The sequence below is a fragment of the Maribacter sp. C-4077 genome, from assembly GCF_055378385.1.
The window spans coordinates 3,284,715-3,301,884 of the sequence record NZ_AP038807.1 but is presented as its reverse complement, the minus strand read 5'-3'; the positions used below and the strand labels follow the sequence as shown (position 1 = coordinate 3,301,884).

Below are 17,170 nucleotides of genomic sequence, written 5' to 3'. Positions count from 1 at the left end.
GCATCAATTCCCTTGATGCCCTTTTACCCTGGGAATGAGTAAAAGTTCGGTTTGCCTACCATTAACATATCTGAAACCATCCTTTCCATAGAATCCTGCTTCCTCCAACATGATGCGTATGTCCCGTTTCCATTCTGGAATCGTAATGGTCGTATTGAGTTCAATGGCATACACTGTATTGGGATTCAAGGGATAGTTTTCCCCATCATCCTTCATCACACCGCCCTGGGCATCCCACATTCCTATCGTTGTACCGGCCGAATGTCCATACATTCCCAAAGGATGTGTATAAATGGATGGTCTTAATCCGGCTGCCTTTGCTTCGGCAAGTGATTTCATAAGAATCTCATTTCCGGTTCTCCCGGCAATCATATTTTGGGTCAGGAAATCCTGTACCCTATTGCCATCCTTTAAACCATTGACCAGAAAATCGGGAGCCTGCTTTTCTTCCGGTTTTAGTACATAGGCCAATTCCTGACAATCCGTATTTAATCTCAGATATGTTATTCCGAAATCACAATGCAATAAATCTCCGGGCAAGATGACCATTTCGTCCGGTTTATTGGAAAACGAATAAAATTCGGAATTTTCACCTGTGTTATTGCTCCTTTGCACGTCCACCGTAGGATGAAACCATGTTTCCAAACCAAGATCCGTAACCTTTTGGCGCATCCACCAGACAACATCAGAAGTCGTGGTTATACCCGGGGTAATTACTTTTTCAGAAAAGGCTTCAGCGATGATATCGTGGGTAATGTCCACCAACTGATTGTAAATGACCATTTCGCGTTCCGTTCTAGTTTCGATCCAGCGTACGGCCAATTGTTCCGCGGATACTACTTTTGAATGAAACTTCTTTGGCAAATTGGCTATGAATTCATCATAATCGGTCTTGTCCAGTCCGTCCGCAATATTATGATCCTTGGAATAGTTAAGGCCTATTTGCTTTGGGTTTCGTTCCGAAATCAATTCCATCAATCGTTTCCATTGGTCCGGCTGGGTCTCCTTGTCCCATGCCGATTCAATATTTTTCCCTACGTTGTATCGGGCTACCGCCAATTTTTCAATTTTATTGTTGGCCTTATCTCTATAGAACAGTAGAATCGTTCGTCTCCTGGCATTGAGCCAAGTGGCGGGCAACATCGTCCGTAGGACAGGATCCTCATTGTATTCCCTTGAGATGACCACCCACATATCAATATTGGCCTCGTCCATGAGTTTTGGCAAAAGGTTATTAAATCTCTCATCCAACAGTTCGTCGATTACGGTCGCTCGTTCTCTTTCTGGCAGGATATATTGTGCTTGAACTCTTATAACGAAAGTGAATACTAAAAGGAATAAAATGCTTCGCATAAAAAATGGATTATTGATTATTAATTGCTTTTTGAAGGGTGAATTCTCTCTGAATTTTCCCGTTCTTAGTTCTTATAAAAGTAGGAAGATAATAGATTTCTTTTGGTCGTTCGTAGGGCGCCAGCGTTTTTATTTCCTTGAAGAGGTCCAAATCAATTTTTTGTGTGGAATCCGATTCCATGACCAATACCAATTTTTGCCCCAGACGTTCATCCTCAATTCCAGCAACGATACAGGCATCTTGCAGATACGTGCTCAATTTCTCCTCTATGGCTTCCGGAAACAATTTTACCCCACCGGAATTTATGACATTGTCATATCGACCCAACCAAAGAAATTCGGTGTCCGATACCAATGCCACCTGATCATTGGTGACTATTTTGTTCGAAGCGATTTTAGGCGCGTCTATCACCAAACATTCCCTATCATCCAAAGAGAAATGTACATTTGGCAATGCCCGAAAGGGGTTCCTGGATGCTTCCGATAATTCCCTCATTGCCACGTGGGTAATAGTTTCCGTCATTCCATAGGTTTCAAAACAACGTGTTTTCTTGGGAAGCAGTTCTTTCTTAAGTGCGTTCGACACCGATGCACCCCCGATAATCAAGATATCTATGCGCTCTACAGCCTCCAACGAAGCTTGCACCTGTAAAGGTACCATGGCACAGAAACGAAATGTTTGAGGATAACCAATGTGTTGCAAGGGTGCGGCAGTGGGCTCCGCCAAATAAATATCCAGCCCCAATACCATGGCACGGACGAGCATCATTTTACCAGCAATATAGTGGCAGGACAAACACAACAAACAGGTATCTCCTGATTTTAATCCAAAATAGGCTCCTGTCGCCCGTGCGCTATTGCGCATGTGTTTCTTTAGAAGGGAAATATTTTTGGGACTTCCGGTCGACCCGGAGGTCTTTACTTGGATATGTTCCGATGCCGATAGCCAATCCAATAGAAACCGACCAACACTTTCCTGATACCCCTGCCCTTCCTTAATAAAACGATGTGCAACTTCCCATAGTCCATCTCCGGAAACTGCTTTCCCGTTTAATTTAAAATTAGGATGTACCAAGGACTCGGTCATATAAATCTACCCATTTTCTTGGGACAAAAATTCCTCACGTGTCAACACCTTGCCTGTCAAGCGCTCTTTCCAATTCCTCCATTTGTATTTTTTTGAAAACAACCATAGCAACAAGGGAAATATTACAAATACAGGCACCAAAACGTCCCATCCCAATACCGGATTAGAAATATCCCGATAAACGGAATCTGTCTGAAAAGCCGTCCAATCCGCGGTGACCAACAAGGCAGCCGTTAAATTATTAGCAGCATGAAAACCAAGGGCCAATTCCAAACCTTCATCCATTAGGGTAAGAATGCCCAGAAAAAACCCTGTCCCGATATAGAATACGAGAATACCGTATCCCAGCTTTTCAACTTCTGGATTGAAGATATGTAACATTCCAAATAGTAGCGAGGTAAAAACTAGGGGAAACCATCTATTTTTGGTCAAGATTCCAAGTCCCTGCATCAAATAGCCACGCATAAAATATTCTTCCATACTGGTTTGTATCGGAATAAAAATGATTGAAATAGCAGCCAAAATTAGAAATGGAACCAATTTGAAATTAAAGGCATAATCTTCTGGTGCCAACCATATATCGAGAAATATCAATACTATGGAAATGGATGCCCAAAGTCCGAATGCGTAAAAAATTCGGCTCCAATCTATTTTCTTTCGGGAAGTCGTTAAAGAAGTAACCGACTGTTTGTGTACCAGTGCTACGTAGGCCAACAAACAAACCAATCCAATAGCAAAAGTGAGCAACATCAAAAACAAAAAGGTATTGGAACCCAAGGCTTCGGACATACTTCCCAAATCCCCCGTCACCAGCGTCCCTGCTGCATCGGATGCAATAAGAGCTACTAGTAAAGGAATGCCGCCAAAAATTTGCCAAGCCCCAAATACCACAAACACCCCTAGTATAAACCTCCAACTTTCACTTAAACCCTTATACGCCTGTTCTATGTACATATTTGTTCAATTAAATTTGCTTCCCAATTTTTATGTTTTTCGTAATACAATCCGCCATTTTTTACGACCAGCGGACTCTCAAAATTATTAGTGAACAGGGACCCCGTTCCCAAGCCCTGGGGCATTTTGTTCTCTAAGGAAGCGGTCCATTGCGCAATGGCGTTCAATCCAATATTGCTCTCCAAGGCACTGGTGATCCACCACCCAATTCCCCCCTTTTCGGCCAAATCTATCCATTCCTGGCTACCCGCAAACCCACCTACCAAACTAGGTTTTAAAATTATATATTGGGGCTTAATGGTGTCCAAAAGTTCCTTTTTTTTCGAAATCTCAGTAATACCGATCAGTTCCTCGTCCAACGCAATGGGCAACGGGGTTCGCTTACAGAGCTCCCGCATGGCCCTCCAATTTCCCTGTTTAATGGGTTGCTCAATGGAGTGCAACTGAAACTCCGCTAGGGCCCCGAGTTTCTTTAAGGCCTCGTCAGGAGTAAAAGCGCCATTGGCGTCTACCCTGAGCTCAATTTCATCAGAAGAAAAATCCTTTCGTATAGTTTCCAATAGTGCCAATTCGACCTCAAAATCGATGGCCCCAATTTTCATTTTTATACAGGAAAAACCTTGTTCCAATTTCTCGCTGATCTGAGCCTTCATGTAATCGGCATCACCCATCCAAATAAGGCCATTGATTGGAATTGGTTTATTTTCAAGTAGAAATGGTGTATTAAAAAGGGTAAACGGATTTTTCCTTTCCAAGGAAATAAAAGCTTGTTCCAAACCAAATTGGATACTGGGAAAATCCCTAAGTTCCGTCAATAAGGCCGACTTGCCCATTTGAATGTTCCGCTCCACCCATTTACACTTTTCCTCATAGCCCGGAACATCGTCGTAACTTAGGCCCTTAAATAATCCGCACTCCCCTATTCCCTTTTTTTCCCCGTGTTCCAGCACCACGAACCATGTCTCCTTGGTCCTTAAAACCCCTCTGGACGTCCCGCTAGGAGTCTTAAAATTGAGTACGTATTTTTTAAAGGTGGCCTTCATGGAGGTTCTTGAAACTTTCCAACATAAAATACCCCATAGGTATCCTAGTCGAATTCTTCAAATTTAGCTATATTTTGACTTTCAATAAAGTTGTATGGGCGGTATAAAAAATAAAGTTGTCTGGATTACGGGTGCCTCTTCCGGTATTGGGGAAGCGTTGGCGTACCAGTTGAATGATCTTGGGGCCAAAACGATCCTATCGGCCCGAAGGGAAACTGAACTGGAACGCGTCAAAAAGAATTGCAAATTTCCCGAAAACGTTGCCGTTCTCCCGTTGGATTTGGCAAACTTGGCCGAACTGGAAACCATGCCCAAAAAAGCGATTTCGTGCTTCGACAAAATAGATATTTTGATAAATAACGGGGGCATCAGTCAACGTTCTTTGATAAAAGACACCGCCTTTAAAGTATATCAGAACCTAATCAATATCAACTATCTGGGAACGATACAGTTAACCCGATGCTTGCTCCCCCACTTTACAGAGAAAAAGTCGGGTCATTTTGCCACAGTAACAAGTTTAATGGGCAAATTTTCCTCACCCTACCGATCCGGTTATTGCGGGGCGAAACATGCCTTGCATGGTTTCTTCGATGCCTTACGAATGGAACATGCAAAAGACGGAATCTTAGTAACATTGATTTGCCCTGGTTTCGTACAGACCAACGTAGCGAAAAATGCTTTGGTTGGTGATGGAAGTTCTTCCAATACGGAGGATGATGCCACCAAAAACGGGATTTCCCCAACGGTATGTGCGCAAAAAATAATCGAGGTGATCATTGCTGAAAAATTCGAAGTCTATATTGGGGGAAAAGAAAGATTTGGAGTATACTTGAAACGGTTTTTCCCAAAACTATTGCACAAACTCGTTTTGAAAAGTAAGGTAAGGTAATCCTACTTGAAGTGAAACCAAAAACGAACCCCTTTGGCGGTTCGGTCGGTATTTAGGGTCGTCTGCAGCTGATTGGCCAAACGATTCATCAAACGGATACCCATGGAGGAATTCGCCCTTTCTTCTGAATCTTCCGGTAAGCCCACACCGTTATCGGTATATTCAAAAAATCCTTCCTGCCCTTGCGTCTTACGCACGTGAATGTAGATTTTACCGTTCTCCTCATCGTTCGGAAAGGCATATTTGAACGAATTGGACACCAATTCGTTCAACATGAGTCCAAAGGGTATGGCCCGGTCAATATCCAGCTCTACACCTTCCGCATCGATTGTGATATTAATATTATGCCCACCTTTTTTATAGACCGATTGTACGCTATTGATCAGACTTTCAATATAGCCCTGCATTTCAATAACGGAAAGATCTTCGTTCTGATATAGTTTTTGATGTATCAAGGCCATGGCCTTTACCCTACTTTTTCCTTCTTCCAAAGCCTCAATGGCCGCCTTGCTTTTTGTATTCTTGGTCTGTAGGCTCAACAAGCTGGATACCATTTGAAGATTGTTCTTTACCCTGTGATGTATCTCCTTTAAGAGCGAATCCTTTTCAATGAGGGAATTTTCTATAAAATGTTTTTGCTCCGCGATCAATCGCTGGTTCTTTATACTTTTCAAGTAGGCATATACCAGCCCTGAAAATCCTAAAAGGGTAAAAATCAAGGAAATAAAAACAAGACTGATTTTCTCGTCCTTTTCGATAATCTCGTTTCTGGATTTCTCCAAGTCGGCCTTTTGGGCTTCCACCATCTTTCTGGAATTCTCCAAGTCCTGCTTTAGAACCGACTCCAATTGCTGACTTTTGATGTTGGTGTCATTATCGTCCAAGGAATCTCGTATCCTATTATTCTGCTTTAAATACTCGTTGGCGCTTTTATAGTCTCCGGTCCTGTCATAATAGGAAGCGTAAAGTCTATTTCTTTTGATGACGTTCCTAATCTTTTTTGGGGCGAGGTCATTACTTAGGTAGTCCGTGGCTTTTTCAAAATTGTTCAATTGAAGGTAACATTCTGCGATTTCCAAGGTATTCTCTACAAGTTCCGTGGAAACCTTCCCCGTATTGTATTTATTGATAAGGTCAATACTCTCTTCCAAATAAGGGATGGCCTTTTGATATTCCTTTAGTTGCACATAACATTTTCCAATATTTCCAACGATTACGCCCTTTAAATGATTGCCCTCGTTTATTTGATTTTCAGTCTTTGTATTGATGATATCGCTAAAATAGACATCTATCAAAGCCTTTGCCTTTTTAAAATAACCCAATGCCGTAGGGGTAGATTTATCCAGTCGCAGGTAATTTCCAATGTTATTGTTGTAGACCGCCTGGGCATAAAAATCGCCATCTTCCAAGTTCTTTTTTTCCTCGGTCATATAGTCTTCCATAGCCTTTCTATGCTGACCTAGACTTGAATAGATATCATAAAACGAAACATTATCGGTGAGTCCAAATTCCCTTTTAAACCTTCTGATTTCAATCTGTTTATCATAAAGTTCCAACTTGGAATAGTCATCGTCCATGATATTGAGAATGAGCGCTTTCTTTTCCATGGGATATTTTTCCATGTCATCGAACAATTCTTTGGCAATGGCCAAGCTCTTCTCATAATCACCCAAATCATAGTATATTTTCGACTGGATCAATTGATAATCGGACACGGAAGTACTATCGCTGGTCTTTTGGGAACTGTTCAAATAAACATTAACGGCATCCAACCAGTCGTAAGCGGAATTTTGGTTATACCTGTTAGAAGTATCAAAGAAAAAATCGATTCGGCTATCGGAATCCGGAAGTTGCTTGAACTGCTCAAAATAATTCTCGCCTTGTAATGGTACATCCTGTGCGTTTACCTCCAAAGAGGTAAACAGAAGAAAAAATACACCTAATAATAGTACCAAAAAACCTCTTTTCATATCATGCTCAAAAGAAGGTAATAGACGTATTGCGATATTCGTTCTGCTAATCTATACAAATGCAACTGAAATAATTGTTATTTCTGTCCTAACAATTTACGCCGTAAACCCCATCAATTCAAGTAATTTTAGTAGATATCCGCATGTTTAAAAATCCCACCAAAGACATAAATCTATATCCCAAAGAGAATTCACAATAACTATTTCCCAACAATCATTAGAAAAATCGTATTGCGGAATATCTTATTATTACAAAAATATTACTTAGAAGGGCCGGTCCTGATTTAATGTTGTATAATGTCGATTTTTTGTTGTGAAGATGCAGTTAAACGACAATCATGCCATTTCAACCGATTTTTTATACACTTTATCGATAAACGGACCTATGAATATGATTAAATCCTAATGAAAATTCTAAGAATTCATAGCTGAAATGATAAGCTCCTTAAAATCCTTTGAAATAGGAATCAAGGTATTGTTTATCATAATATCCTTTGAATTGATAGCATCTATATGGTCTACATTTACGATATACGATTTATGAGCTCTGTAAAACTTGTTCTGAGGTAATTTTTCCAAATAATCCTTAAGGGGAGAGCGTACCAAGAACTTTTTGTCCGCAGTATTTACCTCTAAATAGACATTATCGGCCTTTATAAATTGGATATCACCAAATTGAATTCTATAATAAAGATGCTGTTTTTTAACAAAAATGGAATCCTTTAGAATCGAATTGCTCATGGGGACATCCTCGTTGGATTCTTCCAAATTATTGGTAGTCTTACCTGAAGCCTGTTTACCATAGATAAAATTCGAAAGGGCTATTTCTATGGAAGTGTACAAATCTTGCTGCTCAAAGGGTTTTACCAAATAACCATTGGGTTTAACCGTTTTGGCGTTTTCTACAGTAGCCCTGTCCGAGTTTGAGGTTACGAAAATAAAAGGGATGTCATAGTTTTCTCTAATATGTTTCCCTAGGTCGATTCCTGTTTTATCGGAGGCAAGAATAATGTCAATCAGGACAAGGTCTACCTGTTTTGTCTTAAGAACCTCAACAGCTTGCTCATAAACGATAACATTATCTACAATTTCATACCCAATTTCCTCCAACATGGACTGCATATCATCTGCGATGATTACGTTGTCCTCTACGATTAGTATTTTAATAGGTTGTTCCAAAATTGTAAATTGTTTAGTGGGTTAACGTTCAAAACTACAAAAAATTGTAATAACTAAAATAAAAGAGCAATGCCAGCGCAAAGGTACTCAAGGCGACCTTCTTGAGTTCCGGGTCCAACATTACAGGAGATTTATTGTACCACACCGTGACCATATGAATAAAAATTGGAACAAAGGCCAATAAACTTATCCCATGTTTCCATTCCGTAGCGGTCACTAGTATAAAGGCCGACCATGAAATGAAAGCTAGTATTAAAATGGTAAAATGGTAAAATTTCCCTTTTTTAAAGCCAATCTTAACGATCATCGTAATCTTGCCGGAATCCTCATCAGACGCATGGTCCCTCAAATTATTCAGGTTTAGGACTCCAACGCTTAAAAGGCCTACCGTAATCGCGGGCAGAAAGGAAATCCAAAAAATAGTCTTGACGAACAAAAACATGCTACCTATAACAGACAATAATCCAAAAAAGAGGAATACAAAAACATCTCCCAATCCCTGATAGCCATATGCATTTTTACCAACGGTATATCTCACCGCTGCCCAAATACTCAGCACACCCAAAAGTAGAAAAAGCAGTCCCCATACTATTTCCTTAATGCCAAATGAAAAATAAAGCAATGCCAATATTAATAATAAATCAATTATAATGGATATAAGGATTCCTTTTTTCAAAGAACCTTGGGTCAATAGCCCGCTTTGTAGTGCACGCTTGGGACCGATCCTATTTTCGTTGTCCGTGCCTTTTACGCCATCACCATAATCGTTGGCAAAGTTTGAAGTAATCTGAAAACCTATGGTGGTCAAAATGGCCAACCAAAAAATAAGTGGGCTGGAGTGGCCAAAGTACGAGGCCAAGGTAGCACCAACTAATATACCTGACACCGATAATGGAAGGGTTCTTAACCTTGCGGCGTTTATCCACGCCTTAAACTGGGTCACTCTAATATGGATCTTCTATTTGAATTCTTTTCCCTTCTTTGTAAGATGCCACAAAGGCGTCCTCAAAACCAAGGTTTACCAGTTGCTGCCTAAACGATCTGGCCTCTTCCAAAGTCTCGAAAGTTCCCAAGGAATAGGAATAAAAAGGATTCGTTTTTACAAATAAGGTATTGGTCAAGGCTTCAGAAGCTAGTGTTACATTGTTGTCTACAAAGGACTTAACCTGCACCGAATATATTTTTTCCTTCTCTAGGAATTGTTTCGCCAAATAAAACTCCTTTACCAAGCTTAGCTCATCATTTTGAGCTTTTAAATTGTCGATACGGGTTTTTATAGCATCCAAACTATCTATGGATACCAATAAATTATTGTTTTGTTTGTCCAACGAATTTGAGGTATTTAGACCAGCCGTAAAAGAAGTAAGGGCCAACCCTCCTATCAAGAAAAAAGCCGTAATCCCCGCGAAAATATTTCGCTGTATTTTACTGCGTTTAAGCTCCTTGTTTTTAAATTTTATTTGATCTAGAAGGCGCTCATTGATTATTTGGGCCTTATCTATGTCTTTATGCAACTCTAAAAGATCGCTTTCTTCGATAAAGGGCATATGATGAAGTATTTTGGTCTAAAAAACTACCTTAAATTTAACAAATAAAAGAGTTCGAATTACACTTCTAACTCTGTAATGGAACAAAAATAGGACTAACGGCAAACTACACAAAAAATAAGGTGACAATTTTCTGATAAAAAATTGAACACCAAGCGTTTACTTACTACAACCCACAATTACAGCCTATTGGGCCAAACGTATACCGTCCTTCTCCAAGGCAACCTTTCTTTCCTTATACAAGGTCCCCAAACCCTTCTTAAAGGTTTTCTTGCTCATTTGAAACATGTCCATAATATCTTCTGGGTCTGATTTATCGTGCAAGGGCAAAAAGCCTCCCTTTTCCTTCAATACACTGTAGATTTTATTGGCGGCCGGCTCAAGAACCTTTGTCCCAAGGGGCTGTAAGGATATATCCAATTTATTGTCCTTCCTTATTTTTTTCACGCAACCCGGTATCACGTCCCCAATATTGACCGATTTGAAGACTTCGTTGAAATATACCAAACCTTTGTGCTTTTCGTTCACAATGACTTCCCAGCCTAACTCGGTTTGACGTATAATGACCAAATCCACTTCCTCCCACTCCTTTAGATTTAGGTTTTCATTGTTCAAAAATTTATCCAGTTTATTGGATGCGACCAAACGGCCCGTCTTTTCGTCTAAATAACAATGTACCACGTACCACTGGCCTTGCTTCATTTTGCTTCGTTGTTCCCTAAAAGGCACTAACAGGTGTTTCTCCAAGCCCCAATCCATAAAGGCACCAAATTCATTGACTTCGGCAACCTGAAGCAATCGAAACTCCCCTAACATAATATCCGGCTCCAAGGTAGTGGCTATGGGTCTTTCATCATAATCCAAATAACAGAACACCTCTATTTGTTCCCCGATCTCGTAGGATTCAGGCACATATTTATTTGGCAACAATACATCATTGCCTTCATCGTCTCCAAGAAACAGTCCTACACTGGTATCCCTAAGAATTTTTAAGACATTTTTTCTTCCTATTTCTATCATGTTGCAAAGTTAGTACAATAAATAACGGGGCAATTAAACAATGTCGTAAATAAAAAAGCTGCCCCAAAGGAAGCAGCTTTTTTAATACTTTACTATTCTATCTATTAATAAACGGATGCCTTATTGAAATGCTTACATAGCATGTAATATACAACAGCTCTATGCTTGTTCTTATTGGATGAACCATATTTATCCAAAACGGATTTGATGGCCTCCATTAATTGAGGACCGTCACTTAGTCCCAATTTCTTTATCAGGTAGTTGTTCTTTACCGTTTCAAGTTCCTTTTCGTCACCTCCAGACACTTTGGAGGCGTCAAGGTTGTAAATTGATGGCCCTAAACCAACGGTTACTTTGGTAAGCAAATCCATGTCTGCAGTCTCACCGAATTTATCCTTGATGTCGGCTGCATATTTTTCAATAAGCTCGTCTCTTTTACTCATAATTTTAGTGTCTTATTTAATTAATAGTTAATATTCCCTACAAGATATGAAATGAAAATAATCCGTCAAAATTTTATTATTGATAAGTCTAGGGGTATGTACTTCCAAAAGCTTTGGAAAGTCGGAAGGTTTGTAGAAATCCTCCAACGCCTGTTCCAAACTGTTCCCGTCGTCCGCGGTACTATAACCAACATGGAACATTTCACACAAATGGGAAGCTTTCAGCGCATGCTTGGTCTCAAAAAAACGTTCGTACGCCTCGGTATCCTTCCTGCCAGGGAGTATCCGAAAGATTCCTCCTCCCCCATTGTTTATCAGTATAATTCTAAAATCTGACCTTACATAGTCATTCCATAGGGCATTGCTATCATAGAAAAAACTAAGGTCGCCCGTTATCAATAACGTGGGCGATTCATTATATACCGATGCACCCATTGCCGTGGACGTACTGCCGTCAATACCACTGGTACCCCTGTTACAAAACACCTGTAGCGTAGGGTCCAATTCAAAAAGCTGCGTATACCGTATGGTTGAGCTGTTCGCCAACTGCAACTGATAGTATTTAGGAATTGAATGTAATAGCTTATCAAATACAAGAAAATCCGAATAAGGAATCTTATTCAAATACGATTTCCGCCCTTTCATATACTGCAACTTTACGCGGTTCCATTTTTCAAAATAAGGAGAAGACTTTTTACCATTCTGGTCGTATAATTTGCCGAAAAAATCATTGACCGAAAATTCAAAGTGTTTACCCAAACAAAAGAAGGTATCATTTGCCTTGGTGGCACCTACGTGCCAATGGTGCTCTGGGGTATATTCCCTTAAGAACGCCTTTATTTTTTTGGAGACTACAAGTCCACCGACTGTGATCAGGACATCAGGTCTTAGATCTTCGAATAAGGTATGCTTTGAACCACTTAATTCAATGGGCGCTAAAATGGAATCAATGCTGTTAAAAAAATTTGGGTGGTGGATATTGGAGGTCGTTTCGGTAAAAACCAGGACCGACGCGTCATTTCCCAAGGTATCCAACACATCCTTTGAAATGGAATTTGGATGGTTTACTCCCACCAATACCATCTTTTTTTCGGCATTGTTCCAGCTATTCAAAACCTCATCAGGAAGGTTCAATGGATTTTCCGTAGGAGCCGGAATGGCATCGGGAAGCATCAAATCCATTTCTTCAAGATCGTACAAAGGTTCCTCAAACGGAACGTTCACATGTACGGGAAGCTTATTTTGGATCGCTATGGAAAATGCCTTGTTCAGTTCGCCATGATTAAAGGTATCCACAAGTTCCTGTTCCGTCTTTAAATCCTTACCCTCCAACCACTCGGGTCGGTATCTTGTAATTCTTCCCGTCGCGTGGATAAGGTCTTGCTTTAGATTTGCCGAATAGCCAATGTGCCTGTCATATACATGGTCCTGACGGATGGTCTGACCATCGCCAATATCAATTTTATAGGAGGGCCTATCCGCCGAAATAACCACTAGGGGAATTTCACTGTAGAAAGCTTCGGCAATGGCAGGATAGTAATTCAACAGCGCACTCCCCGAAGTACAGACCAAAGCCACGGGCCGTTGCAAATTCTGGGCCATACCCAATGCGAAAAATGCGGCACATCGCTCATCAACGATGCTAAAACAATCAAAAAAAGGATTCTCTGTAAAAGATAAGGTTAACGGTGCATTTCTGGAACCGGGCGAAATGATTATATTATTAATCCCATTGACTTTACAATGCCCAATAATTGATTGGGCCACGGGTATGTTGGAGTACTTCATCAACTACAAAATTAAGACCTATGGGCTTCAAAAACCAATTGTGAAGCACTTAATCCAAGAGTACCTTTAAAATGGTCTGGCTTTTATTTTCTGTCTCCTCCCATTCCTTCCAAGGATCTGAATCTGAGGTTATTCCACCCCCAACAAAAATACTTGCCGCCGTGCCGTCCAGTTGCATGCAGCGCAGATTGACAAAAAGTTCCGTCGATTCCAACACGGAACGATATGCTTTTTGTTCCGTATTCCGAGGGTTTGTGCTTCGTTCCACTTCATTTTTCAGGTTGAGTTCCCCCAAGTATCCCGTATAGAACATTCGGTCATAATGCTCGTTCTCCAAAATGAATTTTTTTGCCCTTTCGGTTGGAATGCCACAAACCGCAGGTGTAGGATGTAACGCCCTTATCAAGGTGCTAAGCTTTTCCCTTTCGAAACGACCCGAAATCTTGGTCCTTAAATGCCATAGTTGCCCCGCCCGGACGGACTCCAAATCCCCAATTTTTAAGTCGGTCGTAGTGTCCTGTAAAGCCGTCGCTATATAATCCGTCACCAACTGCTGTTCGTGCAGTTCCTTCTTGCCCCATTTGGGCATTCCCACTTCCTCCCGTACCATTTGCGTTCCCGCCAAGGACATGGTTACAAAGGAATTTCCCCTACTCTTTAATAGAATTTCCGGGGTAGCGCCCAACCATGTCCCGATTTTTGGGTGATGCCATAAATAGCAAAGGGCATTTTCATAAGCATGTACCAGACGTTGAAAAATGGCCAGTGCGGAGGCGACAACACGCACCTCCTTTTTTCTTGAAAGCACCACCTTTTCCAGTTGGCCTGATTTTATAGCTTCGATGGCCCTGGAAACCATTCTTTCATAGGATTCGGATGCTCCAACTTCCTTTTTCAGAGGGGTTTTAGTCGTACTCATATTCCCGGTGCCAAAAACTTCGGAAAGGACTTCATCGCATTGTATTAGAATCGGACTTTGCACAGTATCGAATGGGGCAAATACAAAACCACTTTCGGTAAAATCGGTAACGGAATGGAGTTGTGTATCCCGCTGAAAAACACCCTTAATTTCAAATTCTTTCGGTTTTTTATAAATCACGAAAGGGAGACCTTGCTCCAATTGACCTTGGGCCCTTTTTAAAATTGGATACGCCATCTTACTTCTTTGGAAGGGCAATCGTGGTGAGTTTACAGACCGATATCAATTGGTCCTCCTCGTTCGTTATGCGAATATCCCAAACCTGCGTAGTCCTCCCCTTATGGATAAATGAAGCCTTCGCATACACAAAGCCCTCCTTCACACTTTTAACGTGGTTGGCGGAAATCTCGATTCCCCTAACAAAGAACTCCGCTGCATTCAAAAATATATAGGAGGCCATACTCCCTACACTTTCGGCCAATGCTACCATAGCACCTCCGTGGAGTACCCCGTCCGGCTGATGCACCCTTGGGTTTACCGGCATTTTAGCAATTAGAAAATCCTCCCCTACATCTACATACGAAATGTTCAAGGTTTCCATGAGGGTATTCTTTGAGGAGTTGTTGCAGACCTCAAGTATCTTATCTTTGTGTTCGCCCATGCTTTTTTTTGTAAAATTAAGCAATAGAACACCAAGAGGCAGGAATAGACACCATGGATTTATGCAGACCACAATAAAAAATGTCCAATACCAACATACCAATTCCTATGAAACCCTGAATGATCTGGGGCCCAAAACCAAAAATGTTTGGTTGGCCTTTCATGGCATAGGTTTTCTAAGCAAATACTTTTTGAGATATTTCGAGGATTTGGATAGTGACCAAAACTATATAATCGCGCCCCAGGCGCCTTCAAAGTATTATTTGAACGGAAAATATAGGCATGTGGGAGCAAGTTGGTTGACACGGGTGGACAAGGAGCAAGAAACCCAAAATGTCCTCAATTATGTAGGCAAGGTTTTGGAATCCGAAAACATCCCGAGTCATTGCCAATTAATCGTCTTCGGGTTTTCGCAAGGGGTATCCGTTGCAACACGACTTTTGGCAAAAACAAACCTAAAATGTTCCAAGTTGATTTTATACGCGGGGGGTATCCCCGATGAATTGAAAGCGACCGATTTTGAAAGATTGATAACGGATGCTACAGCCGTGTATTCCGTGGTTGGTAAAGAAGACGAATACATCAACGCCAAAAGACTGGAAGAGGAAACCGAAAAATTAGGCCAACTTTTTCAGGGTACCGCAAAACAAATTACTTTTAACGGTGGCCACGAACTGAAAAAAGAAATCATTAATTCCTTTGCCTATTAATATGGAGATTGTTTTGGAAAACGACCGGGTGAAACTATCCCCATTGACTTTGGAGAACTATGAAAACCTCCTTCCCATTGCTTCCCAAAAGAAACTGGTCCAATACTCCCCTTCCGATATCGAAACCCCGGAAGCCCTCAAGAATTACGTGCTTATGGCCTTGGAGCAACAGGCACAAAAGTTGGGCATTCCCTTTATCATTTTTGATAAGGCCGTACACAGATACGCGGGCAGTACCCGGTATATGAATATACATTGGAAAAACAAAGTGCTTCATATTGGTTCCACATGGATCGGGAACGAATTTCAAGGAACGGGTCTGAACAGGGAAATGAAACGGCTCATGCTACACCATGCCTTTGTGGACATGGATTTTGAGAAAGTAGAGTTTCGGGTGGACGAAAGAAACTTAAAATCCAGAAGAGCGGTCGAAAAATTGGGATGCAAACTGGAAGGTATTCTTAGAAAGGATGTCTACCTATTGGACGGGTTTAAAAGAAACACCTGCTGTTACGGGCTTTTGAGGGAGGAATGGGAACAGCGTAAGGTTTTGTAGATTCCCGGACACCTCATTCGTAATAGGTGATTTTCCGGGTTGTATAGGTATTTTCTGGGGTTACGATTTGCTTCACCCAATTACCTTCCCCCTCCCTATCGTATTGATAGATATACTCCTTTTTATCCAAAATAGTTTCGCCCCTTTTAATTTCCTGTACCAACATACCGTTTGTATCATATTCAAAGGTGGTCCTTACGGTAGGGACGAACTTTTTGGTCTCCAAATCATATTCAAACTCCTGTTTGGCCAACAATTTCCCATTGGGTCCAAATACTTCCTCGTAGGCCTTGGTGGCCTCTCCTTTTAAAAATTCCTTGGTAAGTACGATTTTTTGCTTCTCCCCATTTTTTGTCTGAAAGGAAGTCCGTATCGATTTTAAGGGTACATCGTTCAGTAAATAGGTGATGGTATACTCGCCTTTGTATTTCTTGTATTCCACCTGTGTTTCATCCGTGCCTTCATCGTTGGTCCTAACAATTTTGGTCAGATCGCCCTTATCGTCATAGGTGTAGATATATTGGTCCAAAAACTCCTTATCATAAGAGATGATGTTCTCTGTAATCTTTGTTTGCCCGATGGTATCCAGTTTAAAAAAGTGCGCTATGGAAGTTCCTGGGTCGAATTTATTGTCCCGGTAGGTTTCGGACCGTTTTTCGACCAAAAGGCTGTCCTGATATTTGTAATAGACTACGTCATAGTCCGATTCATTATATCGGGTAACCGATTTGGTAAGCAACCCCCTCTGATTGAAATCATACTCCTCCTTACCATATTTTGTACTGACAAGACAGGTTTTGACGCTATCCTTCAAATCAAAATCCGATACCGTAAAGATTCGTATCTCCTGGGTAAAGGAAGTGGTGGGCAAAGCCAATAAAACCAAAAAGAATATATGGGGATAGTTTTTTACCATAGTACAAAATTAACTCAATTACCTCCCCAAACAAATTACATTCCAAAATAAAAAAGGAGCGATGATTATCGCTCCTTTTCTTGATAGTATGATATTAAAAAATATATCTACGTTACTTGACTTCTTCGAAGTCAAC

At 40.9% G+C, this 17,170-nt stretch carries 17 protein-coding genes; 3 read left to right on the top strand and 14 right to left on the bottom strand.

Annotation, left to right across the window (positions count from 1 at the left end):
* Positions 1–3 precede the first annotated feature (3 nt).
* From ACZ41C_RS14135 to ACZ41C_RS14120, 4 genes are read right to left on the bottom strand one after another with little or no spacing between them, the layout of a single operon-like run.
* Positions 4–1,353, bottom strand: coding sequence for a M24 family metallopeptidase (locus ACZ41C_RS14135; protein ID WP_464562344.1), 1,350 nt, complete (start codon positions 1,351–1,353; stop codon positions 4–6).
* 10 nt (positions 1,354–1,363) lie between these two features.
* On the bottom strand, positions 1,364–2,440 hold the full coding sequence (locus ACZ41C_RS14130; protein ID WP_464562342.1) for an AMP-binding protein: 1,077 nt from the start codon (positions 2,438–2,440) through the stop codon (positions 1,364–1,366).
* A 6-nt stretch (positions 2,441–2,446) separates the two neighbouring features.
* Positions 2,447–3,394: a lysostaphin resistance A-like protein gene (locus tag ACZ41C_RS14125; RefSeq protein WP_464562340.1), complete on the bottom strand. Its 948-nt coding sequence runs from the start codon at positions 3,392–3,394 to the stop codon at positions 2,447–2,449.
* Positions 3,385–4,437 (bottom strand): o-succinylbenzoate synthase, encoded by a 1,053-nt coding sequence (locus ACZ41C_RS14120; RefSeq protein WP_138258339.1) that lies wholly within the window; start codon positions 4,435–4,437, stop codon positions 3,385–3,387. Before ACZ41C_RS14120 ends, ACZ41C_RS14125 begins: the two co-directional genes overlap by 10 nt.
* A 94-nt stretch (positions 4,438–4,531) precedes the next feature.
* Here ACZ41C_RS14120 and ACZ41C_RS14115 point away from each other — a divergent pair, with 94 nt between their 5' ends.
* Positions 4,532–5,326, top strand: coding sequence for an SDR family oxidoreductase (locus ACZ41C_RS14115; RefSeq protein WP_464562337.1), 795 nt, complete (start codon positions 4,532–4,534; stop codon positions 5,324–5,326).
* A gap of 2 nt (positions 5,327–5,328) precedes the next feature.
* On the opposite strand, the gene ACZ41C_RS14110 is transcribed toward ACZ41C_RS14115, so the two are convergent.
* The 9 genes from ACZ41C_RS14110 to ACZ41C_RS14070 form a co-directional block, all read right to left on the bottom strand.
* Positions 5,329–7,281: a sensor histidine kinase gene (locus tag ACZ41C_RS14110; RefSeq protein WP_464562335.1), complete on the bottom strand. Its 1,953-nt coding sequence runs from the start codon at positions 7,279–7,281 to the stop codon at positions 5,329–5,331.
* Between the two features lie 429 nt (positions 7,282–7,710).
* A complete protein-coding gene (locus ACZ41C_RS14105; RefSeq protein WP_138258336.1) occupies positions 7,711–8,475 on the bottom strand; it encodes a LytR/AlgR family response regulator transcription factor in 765 nt (254 codons plus the stop codon).
* A 34-nt stretch (positions 8,476–8,509) separates the two neighbouring features.
* Positions 8,510–9,361, bottom strand: a complete 852-nt coding sequence (menA, locus tag ACZ41C_RS14100; protein ID WP_464562333.1) for a 1,4-dihydroxy-2-naphthoate octaprenyltransferase — start codon at positions 9,359–9,361, stop codon at positions 8,510–8,512.
* A 58-nt stretch (positions 9,362–9,419) separates the two neighbouring features.
* A complete protein-coding gene (locus ACZ41C_RS14095; protein WP_138258334.1) occupies positions 9,420–10,022 on the bottom strand; it encodes an SPOR domain-containing protein in 603 nt (200 codons plus the stop codon).
* Between the two features lie 186 nt (positions 10,023–10,208).
* The gene (locus ACZ41C_RS14090) at positions 10,209–11,042 is read right to left on the bottom strand and encodes a CvfB family protein (protein WP_138258333.1); all 834 of its coding nucleotides are present in this window, start codon (positions 11,040–11,042) and stop codon (positions 10,209–10,211) included.
* Between the two features lie 104 nt (positions 11,043–11,146).
* The gene (locus ACZ41C_RS14085; RefSeq protein WP_138258332.1) at positions 11,147–11,485 is read right to left on the bottom strand and encodes a DUF2853 family protein; all 339 of its coding nucleotides are present in this window, start codon (positions 11,483–11,485) and stop codon (positions 11,147–11,149) included.
* Between the two features lie 27 nt (positions 11,486–11,512).
* Complete coding sequence (gene menD / locus ACZ41C_RS14080) at positions 11,513–13,273, bottom strand: 2-succinyl-5-enolpyruvyl-6-hydroxy-3-cyclohexene-1-carboxylic-acid synthase (RefSeq protein ID WP_464562330.1); 1,761 nt, start codon at positions 13,271–13,273, stop codon at positions 11,513–11,515.
* Positions 13,274–13,322: 49 nt separating this feature from the next.
* Positions 13,323–14,429 carry a chorismate-binding protein gene (locus tag ACZ41C_RS14075; protein ID WP_138258330.1) on the bottom strand — a complete coding sequence of 369 codons (1,107 nt, stop codon included), beginning with the start codon at positions 14,427–14,429 and terminating at the stop codon, positions 13,323–13,325.
* Position 14,430: 1 nt separating this feature from the next.
* Positions 14,431–14,853 carry a PaaI family thioesterase gene (locus ACZ41C_RS14070; RefSeq protein ID WP_138258329.1) on the bottom strand — a complete coding sequence of 141 codons (423 nt, stop codon included), beginning with the start codon at positions 14,851–14,853 and terminating at the stop codon, positions 14,431–14,433.
* Positions 14,854–14,914: 61 nt separating this feature from the next.
* Here ACZ41C_RS14070 and ACZ41C_RS14065 point away from each other — a divergent pair, with 61 nt between their 5' ends.
* Both ACZ41C_RS14065 and ACZ41C_RS14060 read left to right on the top strand, forming a co-directional pair.
* Complete coding sequence (locus ACZ41C_RS14065) at positions 14,915–15,562, top strand: alpha/beta hydrolase (RefSeq protein WP_464562327.1); 648 nt, start codon at positions 14,915–14,917, stop codon at positions 15,560–15,562.
* A 1-nt stretch (position 15,563) separates the two neighbouring features.
* Positions 15,564–16,118 carry a GNAT family N-acetyltransferase gene (locus ACZ41C_RS14060; RefSeq protein ID WP_138258327.1) on the top strand — a complete coding sequence of 185 codons (555 nt, stop codon included), beginning with the start codon at positions 15,564–15,566 and terminating at the stop codon, positions 16,116–16,118.
* A gap of 13 nt (positions 16,119–16,131) precedes the next feature.
* Here the strand turns inward: ACZ41C_RS14060 and ACZ41C_RS14055 are convergent, their stop codons facing one another.
* Positions 16,132–17,034 (bottom strand): hypothetical protein, encoded by a 903-nt coding sequence (locus ACZ41C_RS14055; RefSeq protein ID WP_464562324.1) that lies wholly within the window; start codon positions 17,032–17,034, stop codon positions 16,132–16,134.
* Positions 17,035–17,170 lie beyond the last annotated feature (136 nt).